This is a genomic window from Streptomyces sp. CC224B (genome assembly GCF_030010595.1).
Classification (GTDB): Bacteria; Actinomycetota; Actinomycetes; order Streptomycetales; family Streptomycetaceae; genus Streptomyces; species Streptomyces longispororuber.
This window is the reverse complement of record NZ_JASCXL010000116.1, coordinates 1-18,512: the sequence shown is the minus strand read 5'-3', so window position 1 is coordinate 18,512 and position 18,512 is coordinate 1. Positions and strand designations below refer to the sequence as shown.

Genomic DNA, 18,512 nt, shown 5'->3' with positions numbered 1-18,512 from the left:
TCACGCCCCTATCCGGTACAGCGAGTGCGTCCAGGAGAAGGTGTCGTTGTCGACGTACCAGGCGTGGGAGGCCCAGTTGTAGCGGTTGTTGGAGGGCCACGGGTCGCCCCAGTACACGAAGCTGTTGGCCGTGTCGTAGCCGTAGACCGTGTGCATGTGGCCGCCTCCCTGGGACCACAGGATGCGCGTCTCCACGGGGCGGTTGGCGTTGATCTCGGTCTGCACGGTGTCGTAGCGCAGCCAGCCGGTGACGTACGAGCCGGGCCTGATGCCCATCCACCTCAGGGCGGTCTGCACGTTGCCCAGGGTGGCCTGGTTGTTGGGGCACTCGGTGTTCTGGGCGCGGTTGAAGGCGGCGTTGCAGAACTGGTTCTGGGAGTAGTTCTTGCCCAGGTAGGTGGCGATGGTGTTGCCCGCGGCGGCCCAGCACCAGTTGCTCTTCTGCTGTGCCTGCATGGTGATGTCCAGGCGCTTCGCGGCCAGGGCGGAGGCACCGGCCGCGGGTGCCTGAGCGGCCGGTACGGCGGCCGGGGACGTCGCGGGGGACGACACCGACGTCGCGGGGGCGGGCAGCGGCGCTGCGGGGCCTTGCGGGGTCGCCGCGGCCGTGGCCGTGGGGACGGCGAACAGGGCCGTCGCGGCGAGGGCGAGGGCGGCAAGCCGTCTCCGCCGAGGGGGGTGGGTGGTTCTGTGGGACATCGCGGTCCTCCCGAGCACAGTGGGGGTTGGAGGTGGAGGAGCGCGTCCGGACGCTGCGATTGAGCATCAAGGCTTGTTGACCCCTGGTCAACACGCTTCAATGCGGCATTGATGAAACCGTGAACAACCCCCCACTCCTGTGAACACGGGCCGCGCGCCCACCTGGTCGCCCGCTCCGATCAGCGCGTACGTACCCGCGGCCCGTGTGAACGTTCACAGAAAGGACCCGCGGTGCGGCACGCGACCTCCCCCACGCACTTCCCCGCCTCCCCCGCCTCCCCCGCCTCCTCCCGCGCCGGCCTCGTCCCGGCGGAGCTCGCCTCCGCCCTGCGCTCCGGCCCCTTCCACGTCGCCCTGCGCGCGGCGATCGCCGCGCGGCGGCTGCCCCTGCAACGGGTGCGCCACCACCTCGCGCGCCACGGCGTCAGCGTCGGGGTGACCAGCCTCAGCTACTGGCAGCAGGGCGCGCGCCGCCCGCAGCGCGCCGAGTCCCTGCGGGCCGTCCGCGCCCTGGAGGAGATACTCGACCTGCCCGACGAGTCGTTGATACGGCTGCTCGCCCAGGACGAGGACAGGCCCGGCGGCGAACGCCCCACGGCCCGTTCGTACCGCTCCCTGGTCGAGGCCGCCGACGTCCTCCAGGGGCTGCTGGCCGACCTGGGGTCCCCGCTCGACGGCGGGCTGCACACCGTCGGCCACCACGAGCGGGTGCGCATCGGCGCGGGCCGCGAACTGCTCGGCCGCGACTCGGAGCACATCGTGCGCGCGCACCGGGACGGCATCGACCGCTATGTGGCCATCCACCACGGCGATCCGGGCTGCGCGCCCGAGCGCACCCGGGTCCTCGCGCTGGAGAACTGCCGCACCGGGCGCGTGCGCTGGCACCACGACACCGGCGTCCTGGTGGCCGAGCTGCTCTTCGACACACGGCTGCGCGCCGGGGACACGCACATGTTCCGGTACGGCTTCGAGGACGGCACGGCCGGGACGAGCAGCGAGTACTTCCGCAGCTTCAGCTTCGCGGGCGGGCAGTACGCGCTCCAGGTCAGCTTCGCCGCGGACGCCCTGCCCGTACGCTGCCACCGGTTCACCCAGCAGTCGGCGGCCGCCCCGCGCGCGGGCCGCGACGAGCTGACGCTCAGCGGCAGCCACCGGTCGGTGCACCTCGTGGAGCCGCAGGTACGGGCCGGGATCGTCGGTATCGAGTGGGACTGGGACTAGGCCGGGGCCCGGCGGGGCCTCTCGGCGGGGCGGGGCGGGCGTTCGGCGCAGACCCCCGGGGTCGGTGGCTAGGCGCCCGGGGCCGGGGGCTAGGCGCCCGGGCCCGCCACGATCTTGCCGTCCTCGACCTTCACGGGCAGTTCCTTCAGCGGCGCGACCGCGGGCCGCTGGAGGACCTCGCCGTTCCTCGCGTCGAACTGGCTGCCGTGGCACTGGCAGATCAGCTTGCTGCCCTGGAGCTTCTCGATGGGGCACCTGGCGTGCGTGCAGATGGTGCTGAAGGCCTTGTACTCGTCCTCGGCGACGCGGCTGACGACCACGTTCTGGTCGGTGTAGAGCTTGGAGCTCCCCACCGGCACCTCGTCGGACGCGCCCAGGTCCACCGGCTTCGTCGGCGCCGACCTGTTGCCGTTGCCGTCGCCGGGCGAGCAGGCCGCCAGGCCGAGACCGGCGACCGGGGCGATCGCGGCGGCGCGCAGCACGGCGCGACGGGCGTGGGGGGTGCCGGACATGATGGCTCCACAGGTCAGCGGGTTGGGCAACGGTCAGACCCTATCGTTGTGGACCTTTGCGACCGCTTGGGGCAGAGGGTTGACCGCGTGGGGCGTGGCCGTGCCCGGGTCCCGCCCGGTCCGGGCCGCGTCGCCCGGCCGGGCCCTAGCCTGCCGTACAGGCCCTAGCCTGGGCGGAAGCGGAGCGCCGGAAAGGAACCGTCAGTGATAGTCGTCGCAGGTGAGGCCCTCATCGACCTCGTTCCGCAGGAGGCGTCGCCGCAGCCCGCGCGCGGTGGCGCGACCGGGGCCCCGGCCGGTGCGGGGCTCGCCCCGCTCGCGCCCCGGCTCGGCGGCGGGCCGTACAACACCGCGGTGGCGCTCGGCCGGCTCGGCTCCCCCACTGCCTTCTGCTCGCGGATCTCGTCCGACGCGTTCGGCGAGGCCCTGCTCGCGGGGTTGCGCGCGGCGGGCGTCGACGTGTCGTACGTGCAGCGCGGCGCCGAGCCGACGACGCTCGCCGTGGCCTCGATCGGCGCGGACGGCTCGGCCGGGTACTCCTTCTACGTCGAGGGCACGGCCGACCGGCTCTTCTCCGCGCCCGCGCGCCTCCCCGACGGCGCCCGCGCCGTGTCCTTCGGCACGTGCTCGCTGGTGCTCGAACCGGGCGCGAGCGCGTACGAGGCGCTGCTGCGGGACGCGGCGGCGGCCGGTGTGTTCACGGCCCTCGACCCCAACATCCGCGCCGGGCTCATCCCCGACGCGGACGCCTACCGGGCCCGGTTCACGAGCTGGCTGCCGTCGGTGGCCCTCCTGAAGGTGTCCGAGGAGGACGCGCGCTGGCTGCGCGGCACGCCCGAGGAGTGGCTGGCGTCCGGGCCCGCCGCGGTCGTGGTGACGCGCGGCGGCGAGGGCCTGTCGGTCGTCACGCGCGCGTGCGGGGAGGTCGTCGTGCCCGGTGTCCCTGTGGACGTCGTGGACACGATCGGCGCGGGCGACACGGTCAACGCCGCGCTGCTGCACGGCCTGGCTGCCCGGGGCGCCCTGTCGTCGGATGCCGTGGCCGGGCTCGACGCCGAGGAGTGGGCGGCGGTCCTGGGGTTCGCGGCCCGTGCGGCGGCCGTGACGTGTTCCCGGGCCGGGGCGGAGCCGCCGTACGCCACCGAGGTGGACGTGTGAAGCGCCCGGCGCGGGGGCGGCGAGCCCGTGCGGCGACGACGCGTACCAGAGGGGCGCGGGCGCGGTCTCAGCAGCCGACCGCGCGCAGGCCGCCGGGCTGACGGCCGTTCAGCCGGTCGAGCGCGGCCGCCGTGGCGTCGTCGGCCGGCAGGTGGATCAGGAGGCGCTGACCGTCGACGTCGGGCAGGGCCAGCGTCTCGTACGACAGGCGCAGGGTGCCCGCCTCGGGGTGGGTGAGGCGCTGGACGCCGCTGCGGCGCGGTACCCCGGGCACCGCCGCGACGCGGTCGGCGAACGGCGCCCCGGCGAGGACCGTCAACTCGTCGATGAGCTGCTGCGCATGCGGGTCGATCAGCGACACCTCACTCCTGAGCTGCGCCACCTGCTCGTCGGCGACGCGCTCCCAGTCGGGGAAGGCGGTGCGGGCCCGGTCGTCGGTGAAGACGAACCGCAGCAGGTTCGGACGGTCGCCGTCCAGCAGCCCGAGCGGGCGCGCCACGCGCTCGTACCCCGTCGTGTACGCGATGACGTCACTGAGCCGGTTGAGCAGGACGGCCGGAGTGGGCTCCAGGCGGTCGACCACCGCCTGCACGGTGGGGCGCACGGCCTGCGCCGGGGGCGGGGCCGCCGAGCAGCAGGGGATGTCGGCGCCGCTGCTCAGTTTCTCCAGGCGCCGCAGGTGGAGGCGCTCCTCGATGGTCATGCGCAGGGCGTCGGCGAGCGCGCCGAGGACCTGGGGCGAGGGATTGCGGTCGCGGCCCTGTTCGAGGCGGGTGAGGTACTCCACGCTGATGCCGGCGAGCGTGGCGACTTCGGAGCGCCGCAGGCCGGGGGTGCGGCGTCGCGGCCCGCTGGGCAGGCCGACCTCGGTGGGGGTGACGGCTTCACGGCGTGTGCGCAGGAACGCGCCCAACTCGTTGTCGCTCACCGTTCCGCCGCTCCCCGCTCTGCCTGGTGTGGCTGTTGTGCCTGGTGTGGCTGGTGTCCCTGGTGCATGGTGTGCGCCCACCGGTCCGTCGGGCCGGGCCGCTGCACCCGGCTGCCGCCCCCGGCCTGCCGCTCACCGGTCCGCCGCTCGCGGCCCCTCGCTCACCGGCCCTCGCTCACCGTTCGAACGTAGCAGGGGCGCACGGCGGTCGCGGCCCTTCATCGTGGCCCTGTCACTACCAGTCTCCGCCCGGCCTTCCTCCGCCCCGCGGGCCGTCCCAGAGTGGTCGGCATGACCTTCGAAACCACTGACACCGCCCCCGCCGTCACCCCTCTTCCGCTGTCCGCGGGCCGCTGGACCCTCGATCCGTTCCACTCCGCGGTGAACTTCACGATTCGCCACCTCGGCATCTCCAAGGTGCGGGGGCGCTTCACCGAGTTCGACGCGGAGCTCGTGGTGGGCGAGACACCGGACACCAGCTCCGTGACGTCCACGATCAAGCTGGCCTCGATCGACACCGGCAACGCGGACCGCGACACGCACGTCCGCGCCTCCGACCTGCTCGACGTGGAGCGCCGCCCGACGATGACCTTCCGTTCGACGCGTCTCGCGGGCGCGGGCGAGGACTGGACCATGGAGGGCGAGCTCACCATCGGTGAGGTGACGCGTCCGGTGTCGCTGGCCGTGGAGTTCGGTGGGCTCGGCGAGTTCGGCGACACGCGGCACGCCGGGTTCGAGGCCACGGGCGAGATCCGGCGCAGCGAGTTCGGCCTGTCCTTCGCTCCCGGCATGCTCGGCGAGGTGGTGAGGATCCAGCTCGACATGCAGTTCCTGGAGCCGGGGAGGGGCGACGCGTAGCGGGGTACGCCGACGCCGCGCGTGTCGTGTGCTCCTCGGAGCCGGGGGTCTCCTCAGCCGTCGCTCTCGAAGACGTCGTATTACAAGGCGTCGTTCTCCAAGGCGTCGTTGTCGAACGCGCCGTGCCGTCCCGCTCCCGCGGTGAACCGGGCGGCGCCTTCGGCCGCTTCGGAGAGCGCGTGCAGGCCGTGGCTCAACTCTTCCGCCAGCGCCCGCTGTTCGGGCAGCTCGTGCTGGGCGCGGGCCGAGAGCCGGTCGTGCCGCAGACACGTCTGCGGGAACGCGGCGATCCGGGCGGCCAGTTCCTCCGCGGCCGTACGGGCGGTGCCGTGCGGTACGACGCGGTTGACCAGGCCCATGGCGAGGGCCTCGGCGGCGTCCACGGGGCGCCCGGTGAGGATCAGGTCCATGGCCCGCCCCTCGCCGACGATCCGGGGCAGGCGTACGGTCCCGCCGTCGATGAGCGGCACGCCCCAGCGGCGGCAGAACACGCCGAGCACGGCGTCGTCCTCGGCGACGCGCAGGTCGCACCAGAGGGCCAGTTCGAGGCCGCCCGCCACGGCGTGCCCGGAGACGGCGGCGATGACGGGCTTGGACAGCTCCAGGCGAGTCGGGCCCATCGGCCCGTCGTTCACTCCGTCCACCTCGGCCACGGTGTTGCCGTCCGGGGCGCCCACGGCCTTGAGGTCGGCGCCCGCGCAGAAGGTGCCGCCCTCGCCCCAGAGAACGGCGACCGACGCGTCCGGGTCGGCGTCGAAGGCGCGGAAGGCGTCGGCGAGGGCCCGGGCAGTGGGGCCGTCGACGGCGTTGCGCACCTCGGGACGGGAGAGGACGACGGTGGTGACGGGGCCTTGGCGCTCGATGCGTACGGGCATGACGTCCAGCGGACCACGGGGGGAAACCCGTCCACAAGAGCCGTACGCGCCGTCGGCGGCAGGCCCCGCTGGAGCCCCGCCACCGACCACTGCTGCTCGGTGCCCGCCACCGCCACCGGCTACAGGTCAGCCCTCAGCGCCCGGAGCCACCCGGACACTGAGGGCTGAGGACTGAGGGCAGCCCACCCCTTGGGGCAGGGAGCCCCGTCAGGCCTTGCGGCTCCGCGTGACCTTCTTGGCCGGAGCCTTCTTCGCGGTGGCCTTCTTCGCCGCCGCGGCCTTCTGCGGGGCGGCCTTCTTGGCGGCGGCGGACGCCGACGCCGCCTTCTTGGCGGCGGCCGCCTTCTTACTGGGGACGGCCGCCGTCTTCTTCGCGGTCGCCGCCCTGGCCGTCGCCGTCCGCTTGGCAGGGGCGGAGGTGGCTGCCACGGCCTTCTTCTTCGTGTTCTTCGTGGCCCGCGCGGGAGGCGCCCCCGCGTCGCTGATCCGGTCGGCGGCGAGGATGTCCCGCAGGAACTTGCCCGTGTGGCTCGCGGGGACGCCGGCGACCTGCTCGGGGGTGCCCTCGGCGACGACGATGCCGCCGCCGCTGCCGCCCTCGGGACCCATGTCGACGATCCAGTCGGCTGTCTTGATCACGTCGAGGTTGTGCTCGATGACGATGACCGAGTTGCCCTTGTCGACCAGGCCGGAGAGGACCTTGATCAGCTTGCTGATGTCCTCGAAGTGCAGACCGGTGGTCGGCTCGTCCAGGACGTAGACCGTGCGGCCCGTGGAGCGCTTCTGGAGCTCGCTCGCCAGCTTGACGCGCTGCGCCTCGCCGCCGGAGAGCGTGGGCGCGGGCTGGCCGAGGCGGACGTAGCCGAGGCCGACCTCGGTGAGCGTCTTCAGGTGGCGGGCGATGCCGGGAACCGCCTCGAAGAAGCCGAGCGCCTCCTCGATGGGCATGTCGAGGACCTCGGCGATGGACTTGCCCTTGTAGTGCACGTCCAGCGTCTCGCGGTTGTACCGCGCCCCGTGGCAGACCTCACAGGGGACGTAGACGTCCGGGAGGAAGTTCATCTCGATCTTGATGGTGCCGTCGCCGGAGCAGTTCTCGCAGCGGCCGCCCTTGACGTTGAACGAGAAGCGTCCCGGGAGGTACCCGCGGACCTTGGCCTCCGTGGTCTCCGCGAACAGCTTGCGGACGTGGTCGAAGACACCGGTGTACGTCGCCGGGTTCGACCGCGGGGTGCGGCCGATGGGCGACTGGTCGACGTGGACGACCTTGTCGACGAGGTCGTCGCCCTCCACGCGCGTGTGGCGGCCGGGCACGGTCCGTGCGCCGTTCAGCTCCCGGGCCAGGTGCGTGTACAGGATGTCGTTGACGAGCGTCGACTTGCCGGAGCCGGAGACACCCGTGACGGCGGTGAGCACGCCGAGCGGGAAGGAGACGTCGATGTCCCGCAGGTTGTTCTCGCGGGCGCCGTGCACGGTCAGGCTGCGGCTCGGGTCGACGGGGCGGCGCACGTCGGGGACGGCGATCTCCTTCTTGCCCGACAGGTACTGCCCGGTCATCGACTTGTCGTTGGCGAGCAGCTCCTTCAGGGAGCCGCTGTGCACGACCTTGCCGCCGTGCTCGCCCGCGCCGGGGCCGATGTCGACGACCCAGTCGGCGACCTTGATGGTGTCCTCGTCGTGCTCGACGACGATGAGGGTGTTGCCCATGTCACGGAGCCGGACCAGCGTCTCGATGAGGCGGTGGTTGTCCCGCTGGTGCAGGCCGATGGAGGGCTCGTCGAGGACGTAGAGCACGCCGACCAGGCCGGAGCCGATCTGGGTGGCGAGCCGGATGCGCTGTGCCTCGCCGCCGGAGAGGGTGCCCGCGGCGCGGTTCAGCGAGAGGTAGTCGAGGCCGACGTCGACGAGGAAGCGCAGCCGCTCGTTGACCTCCTTGAGGACGCGCTCGGCGATCTTCTTGTCGCGGGCGGTCAGCTTGAGCTGGGCGAGGAAGTCCGCGCAGTCGCTGATGGACATCGCCGAGACCTCGGCGATGGACTTCCCCATGACCGTGACGGCGAGGACGATCGGCTTCAGGCGCGTGCCCTCACAGGTGGGGCAGGGCACCTCGCGCATGTAGCCCTCGAAGCGCTCGCGGCTGGAGTCGCTCTCCGCCTCCGAGTGGCGCCGCTTGACGAAGGGGACGGCGCCTTCGAAGGCGGTGGTGTAGACCCGCTCGCGGCCGTACCGGTTGCGGTAGCGGACCTCGATCTGGGTCTTGTGGCCGTACATCAGGGCCTTCTTGGCGCGCTGCGGCAGGCCCGCCCAGGGCATGTCCATGGAGAAGCCGAGCGCGTCGGCGAGCGCGCTCACCAGGCGGTTGAAGTAGTCCTTGGTGTGGCCGTGCGACCACGGGTGGATGGCGCCCTCCGCGAGCGACTTCTCCACGTCCGGGACGAGCAGCTCGGGGTCGACCTCCATGCGGGTGCCGATGCCCGTGCACTCCGGGCAGGCGCCGAAGGGCGAGTTGAACGAGAAGGAGCGCGGCTCCAGCTCCTCGAAGGACAGGTCGTCGTACGGGCAGTAGAGGTGCTCCGAGTACATGCGCTCGCGCTCGGGGTCGTCCTCGGGGAGGTCGACGAAGTCGAGGACGACCATGCCACCGGAGAGGCCGAGGGCGGTCTCCACGGAGTCGGTCAGGCGGCGCTTGGCGCTCTCCTTCACCGTGAGGCGGTCGACGACCACCTCGATGGTGTGCTTCTCCTGCTTCTTCAGCGTGGGGGGCTCGGAGAGCTGGATCGTCTGGCCGTCGACCCGGGCGCGGCTGTAGCCCTTCGTCTGGAGGTCGGCGAAGAGGTCGACGAACTCGCCCTTGCGCTCGCGCACGAGCGGCGAAAGGACCTGGAAGCGGCTGCCCTCGGGCAGCTCCAGGACCTTGTCGACGATCGCCTGCGGCGACTGGCGGGTGATCGGGCGGCCGCACTCGGGGCAGTGCGGCTTGCCGACCCGCGCGAACAGCAGGCGCAGGTAGTCGTACACCTCGGTGATGGTGCCGACCGTCGAGCGCGGGTTGCGCGAGGTCGACTTCTGGTCGATGGACACCGCGGGCGACAGGCCCTCGATGAAGTCGACGTCCGGCTTGTCCATCTGGCCGAGGAACTGGCGCGCGTACGACGAGAGGGACTCGACGTAGCGCCGCTGGCCCTCGGCGAAGATCGTGTCGAAGGCGAGCGAGGACTTTCCGGACCCGGACAGACCGGTGAAGACGATGAGGGAGTCACGCGGGAGGTCGAGCGAGACGTTCTTGAGGTTGTGCTCGCGCGCGCCACGGACGATGAGACGGTCGGCCACGCCGGTCCGCACCTTTCTTGAGAGAAGTGACAGGGGCGGGGCCCCGTCTCTTCAAGACTAGGGCGACCCACTGACAACGCCGGGCCGGAATCCTCTGGTGGGGGTGAAACCCGGACCATCAAGAGTGCCCGATGCCACCGTCGAGCGTATAGCACGGACATTCGATTTGAGGGGGAGGCCGATCGCCTTCACCCGAACGGGTGGCGGGACTATCGTCAGGTCCATGATTGATCATGTGCGCGACCTGGCGTCTGTACGTGACGCGACCGAACGGCTGCTCAGCGCAGCCTCCGCATGGGACAACGCCGCGGCCGCCGAGCCGTCACGGCTCCCCGGCTGGAGCCGCGGCCACGTCCTCACCCATCTCGCGCGGAACGCCGACGCGCTCGTGAACGTTCTCGCGGGCCGCCCCATGTACGCGAGCGCCGAGGCCCGCGACGGCGACATCGAGCGCGGCGCCCCCAGGCCGCTGGCCGAGCAGATCGAGGACGTCCGCCTCTCGGCGGCCCGCTTCCAGGACGAGGCCGCCCGCCCCGCGGACTGGTCCCGCACGGTGGAGCTGCGCAACGGCGTCACCGACTCCGCGTCCCGGGTGCCCTTCCGCCGCTGGGTCGAGGTGGAGCTGCACCACGTGGACCTGGGGGTCGGCTACGAGCTGGAGGACCTGCCGCAGGAGTTCGTGGAGCGTGAGATCGCCTTCCTCACGGACCGCTTCGCCGGCAACCCCGACGTCCCGGCGACTCGTGTGACCGACTCCACGCGCGCGTGGAGCACCGGCCGCGCCCCGCGGGAGGGCGACGAGCCCGAGGTCACGGTCAGCGGTCCGGCACCCGATCTGCTCGGCTGGCTGGCCGGCCGCCGCGACGGCTCCGCGCTGACCGCCGACGGCGGCCCGCTGCCCGTCCTGCCCCCGCTCTAGAACGGATTAGGCTGATTTCCATGACGTACAGCGGAGCGGTGACGGTCGGCGGACCCGCGGACGTGCACGAGCTGCCGGACCTGATGATCTCGAAGGTCGCGGTCGGGCCGATGGACAACAACGCCTATCTCCTGCGCTGCCGGGCCACCGACGAGCAGCTTCTCATCGACGCGGCGAACGAGCCCCGGACGCTGCTGACCCTGATCGGTGACGACGGCATCTCGGCCGTCGTCACCACGCACCAGCACGGGGACCACTGGCAGGCCCTCGCGGACGTCGTCGCGGCCACCGGCGCGCGCACGTACGCGGGCCGGGAGGACGCCGAAGGCATTCCGGTGCCCACGGACGTCCTCGTCGACGACGGCGACACGATCACTTTCGGCCGGATCTCGCTCACCGCCCGCCATCTCGTGGGCCACACGCCGGGCTCGATCGCGCTCGTGTACGACGACCCGCACGGCCACCCGCACGTCTTCACCGGCGACTGCCTCTTCCCCGGGGGCGTGGGGAACACCTGGAAGGACCCGGCGAAGTTCGCGAGCCTCATCGAGGACGTGGAGACGAAGATCTTCGGCACGCTGCCCGACGAGACGTGGGTCTACCCGGGCCACGGCAACGACACGACCCTGGGTGCCGAGCGCCCCCACCTGCCGGAGTGGCGCGAGCGCGGCTGGTGACCCTTCCGCGCGCGGGACGGGCCCTCCTCGTCGGGGCCCGTCCCGCGCGCGTGGCCGCTGGAAGGTGGCGTCCGCGGCCCTGGGAGGGGGTCGGGGCGCAACGCGTGCGGTCCACGGGGAGGCGGCCCGGCGTAACGCGTGCGGTCCGCTAGGAGCGGGCCGCCAGCAGCGCCGCCACCCGCTCCACCCCGAACACGTAGCCCTGTACGCCGCAGCCCGCGATGACGCCGTCGGCGCGCTGCGAGACGTACGAGTGGTGCCGGAAGGCCTCCCGCTGGTGGATGTTGGAGATGTGCACCTCCACCACCGGCAGGCCGTCGCAGGTGTTGAGCGCGTCCAGGAGGGCGACGGACGTGTGCGAGTAGGCGGCCGGGTTGATGACGATGCCCGCGTGGTGCTCGCGCGCCTCGTGGATCCAGTCCACCAGCTCGCCCTCGTGGTTGGACTGCCGCAGGTCCACCGTCCCGCCGTGCGCCGCGGCGGCCTCGGCACACAGGGTTTCGACGTCGGCGAGGGTGTCGGTGCCGTAGATCTCCGGCTGGCGCCTGCCCAGGAGGTTCAGGTTGGGCCCGTTCAGGATCATGACGGGGGCGGTGGCGAGGGTGTGGGGCACAGGGTCCTCCGTGCGTCGGGCTGCTGCTCACAGACGGTTTATCACGCTGTGCGCGGGGCACGGCCGGACGTACGCTGCCGGGCATGACGCCGTCCAAGAAACCGCCCCGGTACCCGCCGAAGCCCGTACCGGGTGACCGCGTCGCGGTCGTCTCGCCGTCCGCCGGGCTGCCGGAGCTCTTCCCGCTCCCCTACGACCTCGGCCTGGCGCGCCTGCGCCGGCGCTACCACCTGGAGCCGGTGGAGTACCCGACCACCCGCACGATGGGCGCCTCGCCGCGGGAGCGGGCCGAGGACCTGCACGCCGCGTTCGCCGACCCGACGGTGAAGGCCGTCATCGCGACCATCGGCGGGGACGACCAGATCACCGTCCTGCCGTACCTCGACCGGGAGTTGATCCGCGCCCACCCGAAGCCGTTCTTCGGCTTCAGCGACAACACCGTCCTGCACGCCTTCCTGTGGCAGACCGGCATCGTGAGCTTCCACGGCGCGTCGGTGATGTGCGAGCTGGGGCGGCCCGGCGCCATGGCCCGGCAGACCGCCGACTCGCTGCGTGCCGCGCTGTTCGTACCGGGGCCCTACGCGGTGGTCCCGGCCGACCGCTTCCGCGTCGTCGACGTCCCCTGGGACGACCCCGCCTCGTTCACGGGCGAGCCGGAGACCGAGCCGGGCAGCGGCTGGACCTGGCACCTGCCGGACGGGGCGCAGCAGGTCGTGGAGGGCCGTTCCTGGGGCGGCAGCCTGGAGGTGCTGTCCTGGCTGCTGATGGCCGACCGCGAGATCGCCCCCGACCCCGCGGTGTACGACGGGCACGTGCTGTTCCTGGAGACCTGCGAGGAACTCCCGTCCGGCACCGAGGTGTTCCGGATCCTGCGGAGCATGGGCGAGCGCGGGCTGCTGGCCCGCTTCGGCGCGCTCCTCATGGGGCGCCCCAAGACCTGGAGCTTCGACCGGCCCAACACCCCGCAGGAGCGCGAGCGTTACGCCCTCGACCAGCGCGAGGCGGTCCTGCGGGCGCTCGCGGCGTACGCCCCGCGGACCCTCGCCGTCTTCGACGTGGACCTGGGGCACACCGATCCCCAGTACGTCATCCCGTACGGAGGGGTCATACGCGTCGACGGCCAGGAGCGGCGGGTCACCGTCACCTACTGAGCGCGCACCGTCGCCCGCCGGGCCCCTCACCGTCGCCCGCTGAGGTGGTGTCCGTGCGCCAGGCGGTGTCCGCGCGCCCCACGGCTCGCGGAGGGGGCGTACGAGCCAGGGGCGTGCGTGTGTGCCCCAAGGGAGACCGGGGGCACACGCCAACCGCACTGATGCGCGGTCGAACCTCCACGCGCCCCCGTAACCGCCCGTCACGGCGGGTAGTTCTCGCATCGTGCACACCAGTGACTCCGCCAAGTCCCGTCCCCCAGGGCCCTCGCTGCCACGTCTCGCCGCCGCCTCGCTCGCCGGGACGGCCATCGAGTTCTACGACTTCTTCGTCTACGGCACCGCGGCGGCGCTGGTGCTCGGGCCACTGTTCTTCCCGACGTTCTCGCCGCTCGCGGGCACGCTCGCCGCCTTCGGGACCTTCGGCGTGGGTTTCGTGGCGCGCCCCCTGGGCTCGGTCGTCTTCGGGCACGTGGGCGACCGGTACGGGCGGCGGCCCGTCATGGTGGTCTCGCTGCTCATGACCGGTCTCGCCACCGTCGCCGTCGGCTGTGTGCCGACGTACGAGTCGATCGGCGCCGCCGCGCCCCTGCTGCTGCTCGTGCTGCGCTTCGTGCAGGGTGTCGGGCTCGGCGGCGAGTGGGGCGGCGCGGTCCTGCTGACCGCCGAGCACGCGCCCGCCGAGCGGCGCGCGCTGTGGGCGAGCTTCCCGCAGATCGGCCCCGCGATCGGTTTCGTGTGCGCCAACGGCATCACGCTGCTGCTCTCGGTGACGCTCACGGAGGCGCAGTTCGCCGCCTGGGGGTGGCGCATCCCGTTCTGGGTGGCGGGGCTGCTCGCGGCGGCCGGGCTGGCCCTGCGCGCGTCGCTCGCGGAGAGCCCGGACTTCCTGGCGGTGCGCGACCCCGCGCGCGTGCCGCTCGCCGAGCTGCTGCGCGGGCACTGGCGGCTCGTCCTGCTCACGGCCGGCGGCCTGGCCGTCGGGTACGCGGTGTTCTACGCCGTCACCACGTGGTCGCTCGCGTACGGCGTGGAGCGGCTCGGCGTGAGTCGTACGGTGATGCTGACGTGCATCATGGCGGCCGTCGTCGTCAAGGGCGCCCTGACGCCCGTGGCGGCCCACCTGGGGGACCGCTTCGGCCGGCGTCCGCTGTGCCTGGCGGGCTGTACGGCGCTCGCGCTGTGGATGTTCCCGATGGTCGGGCTGCTGGCCACGGGCGAGCCGCTGCTGATGTTCGGCGGCTTCCTGGTGGCGCTGCTCGGGTTCGTGACGATGTTCGGGGTGGTCGCCGCCTATCTGCCGGAGCTGTACGAGCCGCGTGTGCGCTGCACGGGGGCGGCGGTGGGCTACAACCTCGCCGGGGTGCTCGGCGGTGCGCTCACGCCCCTCGTGGCGACGGCGGCGGCCCGTGGCGAGGGCCCGCCGTGGGGCGTGGCGGCCTATCTGACGGCCGTGGCGGTGTTCAGCCTGGGGTGCTTCGCGCTGCTGCCGGAGACACGGCCCGCGCGCCCGGTGGTGGCGGTCACGGGCTGACCGCCGCCACCGGGCCGCCTGCGGGCGCTCGGGGGCCGCCTGCGGGGCGCCCGGACGCCGTCTCACGGGTTGACGGCCAACTCCAGGTACGCCGCGAACAGGACCAGGTGGACGCCGCCCTGGAGGAGCGTGGCCCGGCCCGGGACGACCGTGAGGGTGCTGACGCCGACCGTGAGCAGGAGCAGCACCATGTGGGTCGAGCTGAGCCCGAGGACGAGCGGCCCGGAGAGCCACACGGAGGCGACGGCGACGGCCGGGATGGTCAGGCCGATGCTGGCCATGGCCGAGCCCAGGGCGAGGTTCAGGCTGGTCTGCACGCGGTCGCGGCGGGCGGCGCGTACGGCGGCGATGGTCTCCGGGAGCAGCACGAGCAGCGCGATGATCACGCCGACGACGGCGTGCGGCATGCCCGCGGACTCGACGCCCGACTCGATGGTGGGCGACACGCCCTTGGCGAGGCCGACGACGCCGACCAGGGCGAGGGCGAGCAGGCCGAGGCTGATCAGGGCGGTGCGCCCGGAGGGGCCTTGCGCGTGGTCGTCGGTGTCGAGGACCTTGCCCTCGGGGGTGACCGGCAGGAAGTAGTCGCGGTGGCGCACGGTCTGCGTCGCCACGAACAGGCCGTACAGCACGAGTGAGGCCAGCGCCGCGAAGGTGAGCTGCGAGGTCGAGAACTCGGGGCCGGGCTTGGAGGTCGTGAAGGTCGGCAGGACCAGGCTGAGCGTGGCCAGCGTGGCGACGGTCGCGAGGGCCGCGCCGGTGCCCTCGGGGTTGAAGACCGCGACGCGGTGGCGCAGGGCCGCGGTCAGCAGGCACAGGCCGACGATGCCGTTGCAGGTGATCATGACGGCGGCGAAGACGGTGTCGCGCGCCAGTGTGGAGCTCTTGTCGCCGCCGTCGGCCATCAGGGTGACGATCAGGGCCACCTCGATGATGGTGACCGCGACGGCGAGGACGAGGGAGCCGAAGGGTTCGCCGACGCGGTGCGCGATCACCTCCGCGTGGTGGACCGCGGCGAGGACGGCTCCGGCGAGGACCACCGTCACCAGGGCGACGACCACGCCGGGCAGTTCCCTGCCCCAGGTGAAGGCGAGCAGGACGACTCCGAGAACGGGCACGGCGGCCGTCCACCGCGAGGTGAGGGTCCGGAGCCTGGGGATCATGTCTTCGATGCTGCCCCGCGCGCGGGAGGGCCGCGAGTTCATACGTTCCTCTCTATGCGGGAGCGGTGCACAGTCGGGGACTGTGCACCGCTCCGGGTGGTCGTTCGTGGGTGCCGCTCCCCTAGAGGTCGATCGGTGTCTACGGGAGGCCGATCGCTGCCTTCTGGACGGCTGGTTGCCGTCGTCCCAGGGGCGCTGTCGCGTCTCCGTGGAGGTGCGGCCTCCCGGGACGGGGGCCGGTTACGCCTCCACGCTGTCCTTCGGGGCCTCGTCCTTGCCGGCCGCCTCGGCGGCCTCGCGCTCCTCCTGCTTCTTGGAGGCCATGAGGCTCGTGATCGTCGTGATGATCAGGACGCCGCAGATGACGCCGAGCGAGACCGGGATGGAGATCTCCGGGACGTGGACGCCGGACTCGTGCAGTGCGTGCAGCACGAGCTTCACCCCGATGAAGCCGAGGATCACGGACAGGCCGTAGCTGAGGTGGACCAGCTTCTTGAGCAGGCCGCCGATGAGGAAGTAGAGCTGCCGCAGACCCATCAGGGCGAAGGCGTTGGCCGTGAAGACGATGTACGGGTCCTGGGTGAGGCCGAAGATCGCGGGGATGGAGTCCATCGCGAACAGCACGTCGGTGGTGCCGATGGCGAGCATGACGACCATCAGGGGCGTCATGATCCGCTTGCCGTTCTTCCGGATGAACAGCTTCGTGCCCTCGTACCGGTCCGAGACGCCGAACTTCCGCTCGATGGACTTCAGCAGGCGGTTCTCCTCCCAGTCCTCTTCCTCCTCGTCGGCGCGCGCCTCCTGGATGAGCTTCCAGGCGGTGTAGATCAGGAAGGCGCCGAACAGGTAGAAGACCCAGGAGAAGCTGGCGATGATCGCGGCGCCGGCCGCGATGAAGATCGCGCGCAGGACGAGCGCGATCAGCACACCGAACAGCAGCACGCGCTGCTGGAGGTGGGACGGCACCGAGAACTTCGCCATGATCAGGAGGAAGACGAAAAGGTTGTCGACGCTCAGCGACTTCTCGGTGACGAAGCCCGCGAAGAACTCGCCCGAGGCCTGGCTCTCGCCCGCGATCAGCAGGCCGAGGCCGAAGAGCAGGGCGAGCACGATCCAGACGATCGTCCAGGTGCCGGCTTCCTTGATCGATACGTCGTGGGGCTTGCGCCCGATGAAGAAGTCGACCGCGATCAGGGCACACAGACCGAGAACGGTCAGCACCCACAAGGTCATCGAAACGTCCACTGCGCCTCCGGCTTCGTACGGCTACTGATCAGCGTCGTCGCTGCCGGAGGTCTCTTCCACCCGGGCACCGGACGGTGCTGCACGGGCCGACGCCCCGGGACCGATGGCGATCCGTATTGACGGGAACGTCGCGTACGGGAGTACTCCCCTCCGCTGACACCAGGGTACGCGAAAGACCAAGGTTAGGTAAAGGGATCGGCAAACCAGCTTCAAGATGCCAGGTCAGAGCGGGGTGAGGTTACTTAGTCGACTTGACGGGAGCGCTGCGTGAGCACTGCGGGGGCGTGCTGCCGCGGGTGTGCGCCGTGAGGGCGGTGGGGCGTTGCCGGGCGTGCGCGGCCAGGGCGGTGGCCTGCCGCCCTGGCCGGCCCCGCGCTCAGCGGCTGCCCGTGCGCCGGGCCCTGCCCACGCCCGCCAGGACGTGGTGCAGGACCTCGCTGCCGGGCGGGGGCAGCGGCGGCTCGTACGTCCACGCGTGGCCGACCCAGGGGTCGGCGAGGTGGTCGTCGGGCACGGGGGTCAGGCGCAGCAGCGCGCGCCACAGCGGATCGAGCAGGGGGCCGTACTCCCGGGCGTCCTCGCGGTCGGCGACCATCATCAGGTGGACGCCGACGGCCGGGCCCTCGTCGGCCAGGTAGCGCAGCTGGGTCACGGCGCGGTCGTCGAAGCCGTGCGGGAAGTCGTGCACCACGAGGAGGTGCTCGCCGGTGTCCAGGTCCGGCGGCAGGGACGAGGCGACACCGCCGCGCACCGCCATCTGGACCAGGTCCACGCGCTGGGTGAGCCTGGTGAGCAGCGCCGAGACGCCGGCGGCGCCGGAGGCGGGCGGCTCGTCGAGCGCCCCGGACTCCAGCAGCGGGGCGAACGCGGCCGCGCCGGTGCCCACCGGGTCGATGACGTGCACGGTGAACTCGCCCGGCGGGTACGCGGCGAGCAGGCGCGCGGCGTGCGCGACGGCGCTGTCCAGGGCGAGGCGGGGCAGCGCCTCGGAGTCGGTGAGCGCGTCCAGGCCGGAGCGGCCGCTGTCGATCCACAGGCCGCGTTCCAGCGGCAGCCGGACCAGCATGGGGATGCGCAGGTCGGGGCGCTCGGGCAGGTGGAGCGCGCCGAGGCGCACGGCCATGGGGATCTCCATGGGCGCGCGGTACGCGTGCCAGACGGGGTTCGACCAGTCCGCGAAGGCCGGGGGCAGCGCGGGCTCGACGACGTCGGCCTCGGCGGCGAGCTGGGCCAGGTCGCGGTCGAGGGCGGTCTTGGCCTGGTCGGTGAGGGCGGTGTGCTTGGCGCGGGCGGTCTCGCGCGCGGCGTCGTCCGCGCCGCCGATGCGGTTGCGCGGGTCGGAGAGGGCCTTGTCGAGCTCCTGCTCCATGCGGGAGTCGGCGAAGTCGACGGCGCTGCGGTACGCCGCCGTGGTGCGGGCCAGGTCCTCGAACATGCCCCACACCTGGTTGTAGAGCCGCTCCTCCATGGACCAGCCGGTGGCGTCGCCGGCGACGGGCCGGGCGGGCTGCCCCGGCGAGGGCTCCGGCGCGGCGGGCGGGGGCGGCGGGGGCGCGGCGGTCTGCCGGCGCGGGTGGGTGTAGTCGACGGGGCCGGTGTCGCCCGGCGGGGGCGGCGGGGTGGCGTCCCCGG

The 18,512-nt window shown here is 72.5% G+C and carries 15 protein-coding genes and 1 pseudogene; 7 read left to right on the top strand and 9 right to left on the bottom strand.

What is annotated here, in order from left to right:
* Entirely contained in the window at nt 1-699 is a 699-nt protein-coding gene (locus QK440_RS33295; protein ID WP_282796978.1) for a papain-like cysteine protease family protein, read from the bottom strand.
* Nucleotides 700-1,026: 327 nt separating this feature from the next.
* Here QK440_RS33295 and QK440_RS33290 point away from each other — a divergent pair, with 327 nt between their 5' ends.
* Nucleotides 1,027-1,920, top strand: coding sequence for a hypothetical protein (locus QK440_RS33290; RefSeq protein ID WP_282796988.1), 894 nt, complete (start codon nt 1,027-1,029; stop codon nt 1,918-1,920).
* Nucleotides 1,921-2,009: 89 nt separating this feature from the next.
* On the opposite strand, the gene QK440_RS33285 is transcribed toward QK440_RS33290, so the two are convergent.
* Nucleotides 2,010-2,432, bottom strand: a complete 423-nt coding sequence (locus QK440_RS33285; protein WP_282796977.1) for a Rieske (2Fe-2S) protein — start codon at nt 2,430-2,432, stop codon at nt 2,010-2,012.
* A gap of 204 nt (nt 2,433-2,636) precedes the next feature.
* On the opposite strand from QK440_RS33285, the gene QK440_RS33280 reads away from it, so the two are divergent.
* Complete coding sequence (locus tag QK440_RS33280; protein ID WP_282796976.1) at nt 2,637-3,590, top strand: carbohydrate kinase; 954 nt, start codon at nt 2,637-2,639, stop codon at nt 3,588-3,590.
* A 67-nt stretch (nt 3,591-3,657) separates the two neighbouring features.
* Here the strand turns inward: QK440_RS33280 and QK440_RS33275 are convergent, their stop codons facing one another.
* Nucleotides 3,658-4,518 (bottom strand): helix-turn-helix transcriptional regulator, encoded by an 861-nt coding sequence (locus QK440_RS33275; protein ID WP_282796975.1) that lies wholly within the window; start codon nt 4,516-4,518, stop codon nt 3,658-3,660.
* Between the two features lie 291 nt (nt 4,519-4,809).
* Between QK440_RS33275 and QK440_RS33270 the strand changes: the two genes are divergently transcribed.
* Complete coding sequence (locus QK440_RS33270; RefSeq protein WP_282796974.1) at nt 4,810-5,376, top strand: YceI family protein; 567 nt, start codon at nt 4,810-4,812, stop codon at nt 5,374-5,376.
* A gap of 80 nt (nt 5,377-5,456) precedes the next feature.
* Here the strand turns inward: QK440_RS33270 and QK440_RS33265 are convergent, their stop codons facing one another.
* Both QK440_RS33265 and uvrA read right to left on the bottom strand, forming a co-directional pair.
* Nucleotides 5,457-6,251, bottom strand: a complete 795-nt coding sequence (locus QK440_RS33265) for a crotonase/enoyl-CoA hydratase family protein (protein WP_282796973.1) — start codon at nt 6,249-6,251, stop codon at nt 5,457-5,459.
* Between the two features lie 207 nt (nt 6,252-6,458).
* The gene (gene uvrA, locus QK440_RS33260; protein ID WP_282796972.1) at nt 6,459-9,581 is read right to left on the bottom strand and encodes an excinuclease ABC subunit UvrA; all 3,123 of its coding nucleotides are present in this window, start codon (nt 9,579-9,581) and stop codon (nt 6,459-6,461) included.
* 223 nt (nt 9,582-9,804) lie between these two features.
* Here uvrA and QK440_RS33255 point away from each other — a divergent pair, with 223 nt between their 5' ends.
* Together QK440_RS33255 and QK440_RS33250 are read left to right on the top strand one after the other, a co-directional pair.
* Nucleotides 9,805-10,500 (top strand): maleylpyruvate isomerase family mycothiol-dependent enzyme, encoded by a 696-nt coding sequence (locus QK440_RS33255; RefSeq protein ID WP_282796971.1) that lies wholly within the window; start codon nt 9,805-9,807, stop codon nt 10,498-10,500.
* A gap of 20 nt (nt 10,501-10,520) precedes the next feature.
* Nucleotides 10,521-11,177, top strand: coding sequence for an MBL fold metallo-hydrolase (locus QK440_RS33250; protein ID WP_282796970.1), 657 nt, complete (start codon nt 10,521-10,523; stop codon nt 11,175-11,177).
* A 148-nt stretch (nt 11,178-11,325) separates the two neighbouring features.
* Here the strand turns inward: QK440_RS33250 and aroQ are convergent, their stop codons facing one another.
* The gene (gene aroQ / locus QK440_RS33245) at nt 11,326-11,790 is read right to left on the bottom strand and encodes a type II 3-dehydroquinate dehydratase (protein ID WP_282796969.1); all 465 of its coding nucleotides are present in this window, start codon (nt 11,788-11,790) and stop codon (nt 11,326-11,328) included.
* An 83-nt stretch (nt 11,791-11,873) separates the two neighbouring features.
* Between aroQ and QK440_RS33240 the strand changes: the two genes are divergently transcribed.
* Nucleotides 11,874-12,941: a S66 peptidase family protein gene (locus QK440_RS33240; RefSeq protein WP_282796968.1), complete on the top strand. Its 1,068-nt coding sequence runs from the start codon at nt 11,874-11,876 to the stop codon at nt 12,939-12,941.
* 268 nt (nt 12,942-13,209) lie between these two features.
* Complete coding sequence (locus QK440_RS33235) at nt 13,210-14,472, top strand: MFS transporter (RefSeq protein WP_282796987.1); 1,263 nt, start codon at nt 13,210-13,212, stop codon at nt 14,470-14,472.
* 62 nt (nt 14,473-14,534) lie between these two features.
* Here the strand turns inward: QK440_RS33235 and QK440_RS33230 are convergent, their stop codons facing one another.
* The 3 genes and pseudogenes from QK440_RS33230 to QK440_RS33220 form a co-directional block, all read right to left on the bottom strand.
* Nucleotides 14,535-15,635 carry an ionic transporter y4hA gene (locus QK440_RS33230; RefSeq protein WP_282796967.1) on the bottom strand — a complete coding sequence of 367 codons (1,101 nt, stop codon included), beginning with the start codon at nt 15,633-15,635 and terminating at the stop codon, nt 14,535-14,537.
* A 240-nt stretch (nt 15,636-15,875) separates the two neighbouring features.
* Nucleotides 15,876-16,880 (bottom strand): TerC/Alx family metal homeostasis membrane protein, encoded by a 1,005-nt coding sequence (locus QK440_RS33225; RefSeq protein WP_282796966.1) that lies wholly within the window; start codon nt 16,878-16,880, stop codon nt 15,876-15,878.
* 376 nt (nt 16,881-17,256) lie between these two features.
* Nucleotides 17,257-18,512 (bottom strand): annotated as a pseudogene (locus QK440_RS33220) (export associated protein); the annotation flags it as partial.

Excerpts from the sequence above, each read along its gene's own strand:
- QK440_RS33295 (WP_282796978.1), bottom strand. The coding sequence starts at position 699 with ATGTCCCACAGAACCACCCACCCCCCTCGGCGGAGACGGCTTGCCGCC.
- QK440_RS33285 (WP_282796977.1), bottom strand. The coding sequence starts at position 2,432 with ATGTCCGGCACCCCCCACGCCCGTCGCGCCGTGCTGCGCGCCGCCGCG.
- QK440_RS33270 (WP_282796974.1), top strand. The coding sequence starts at position 4,810 with ATGACCTTCGAAACCACTGACACCGCCCCCGCCGTCACCCCTCTTCCG.
- QK440_RS33265 (WP_282796973.1), bottom strand. The coding sequence starts at position 6,251 with ATGCCCGTACGCATCGAGCGCCAAGGCCCCGTCACCACCGTCGTCCTC.
- QK440_RS33255 (WP_282796971.1), top strand. The coding sequence starts at position 9,805 with ATGATTGATCATGTGCGCGACCTGGCGTCTGTACGTGACGCGACCGAA.
- QK440_RS33250 (WP_282796970.1), top strand. The coding sequence starts at position 10,521 with ATGACGTACAGCGGAGCGGTGACGGTCGGCGGACCCGCGGACGTGCAC.
- QK440_RS33240 (WP_282796968.1), top strand. The coding sequence starts at position 11,874 with ATGACGCCGTCCAAGAAACCGCCCCGGTACCCGCCGAAGCCCGTACCG.
- QK440_RS33230 (WP_282796967.1), bottom strand. The coding sequence starts at position 15,635 with ATGATCCCCAGGCTCCGGACCCTCACCTCGCGGTGGACGGCCGCCGTG.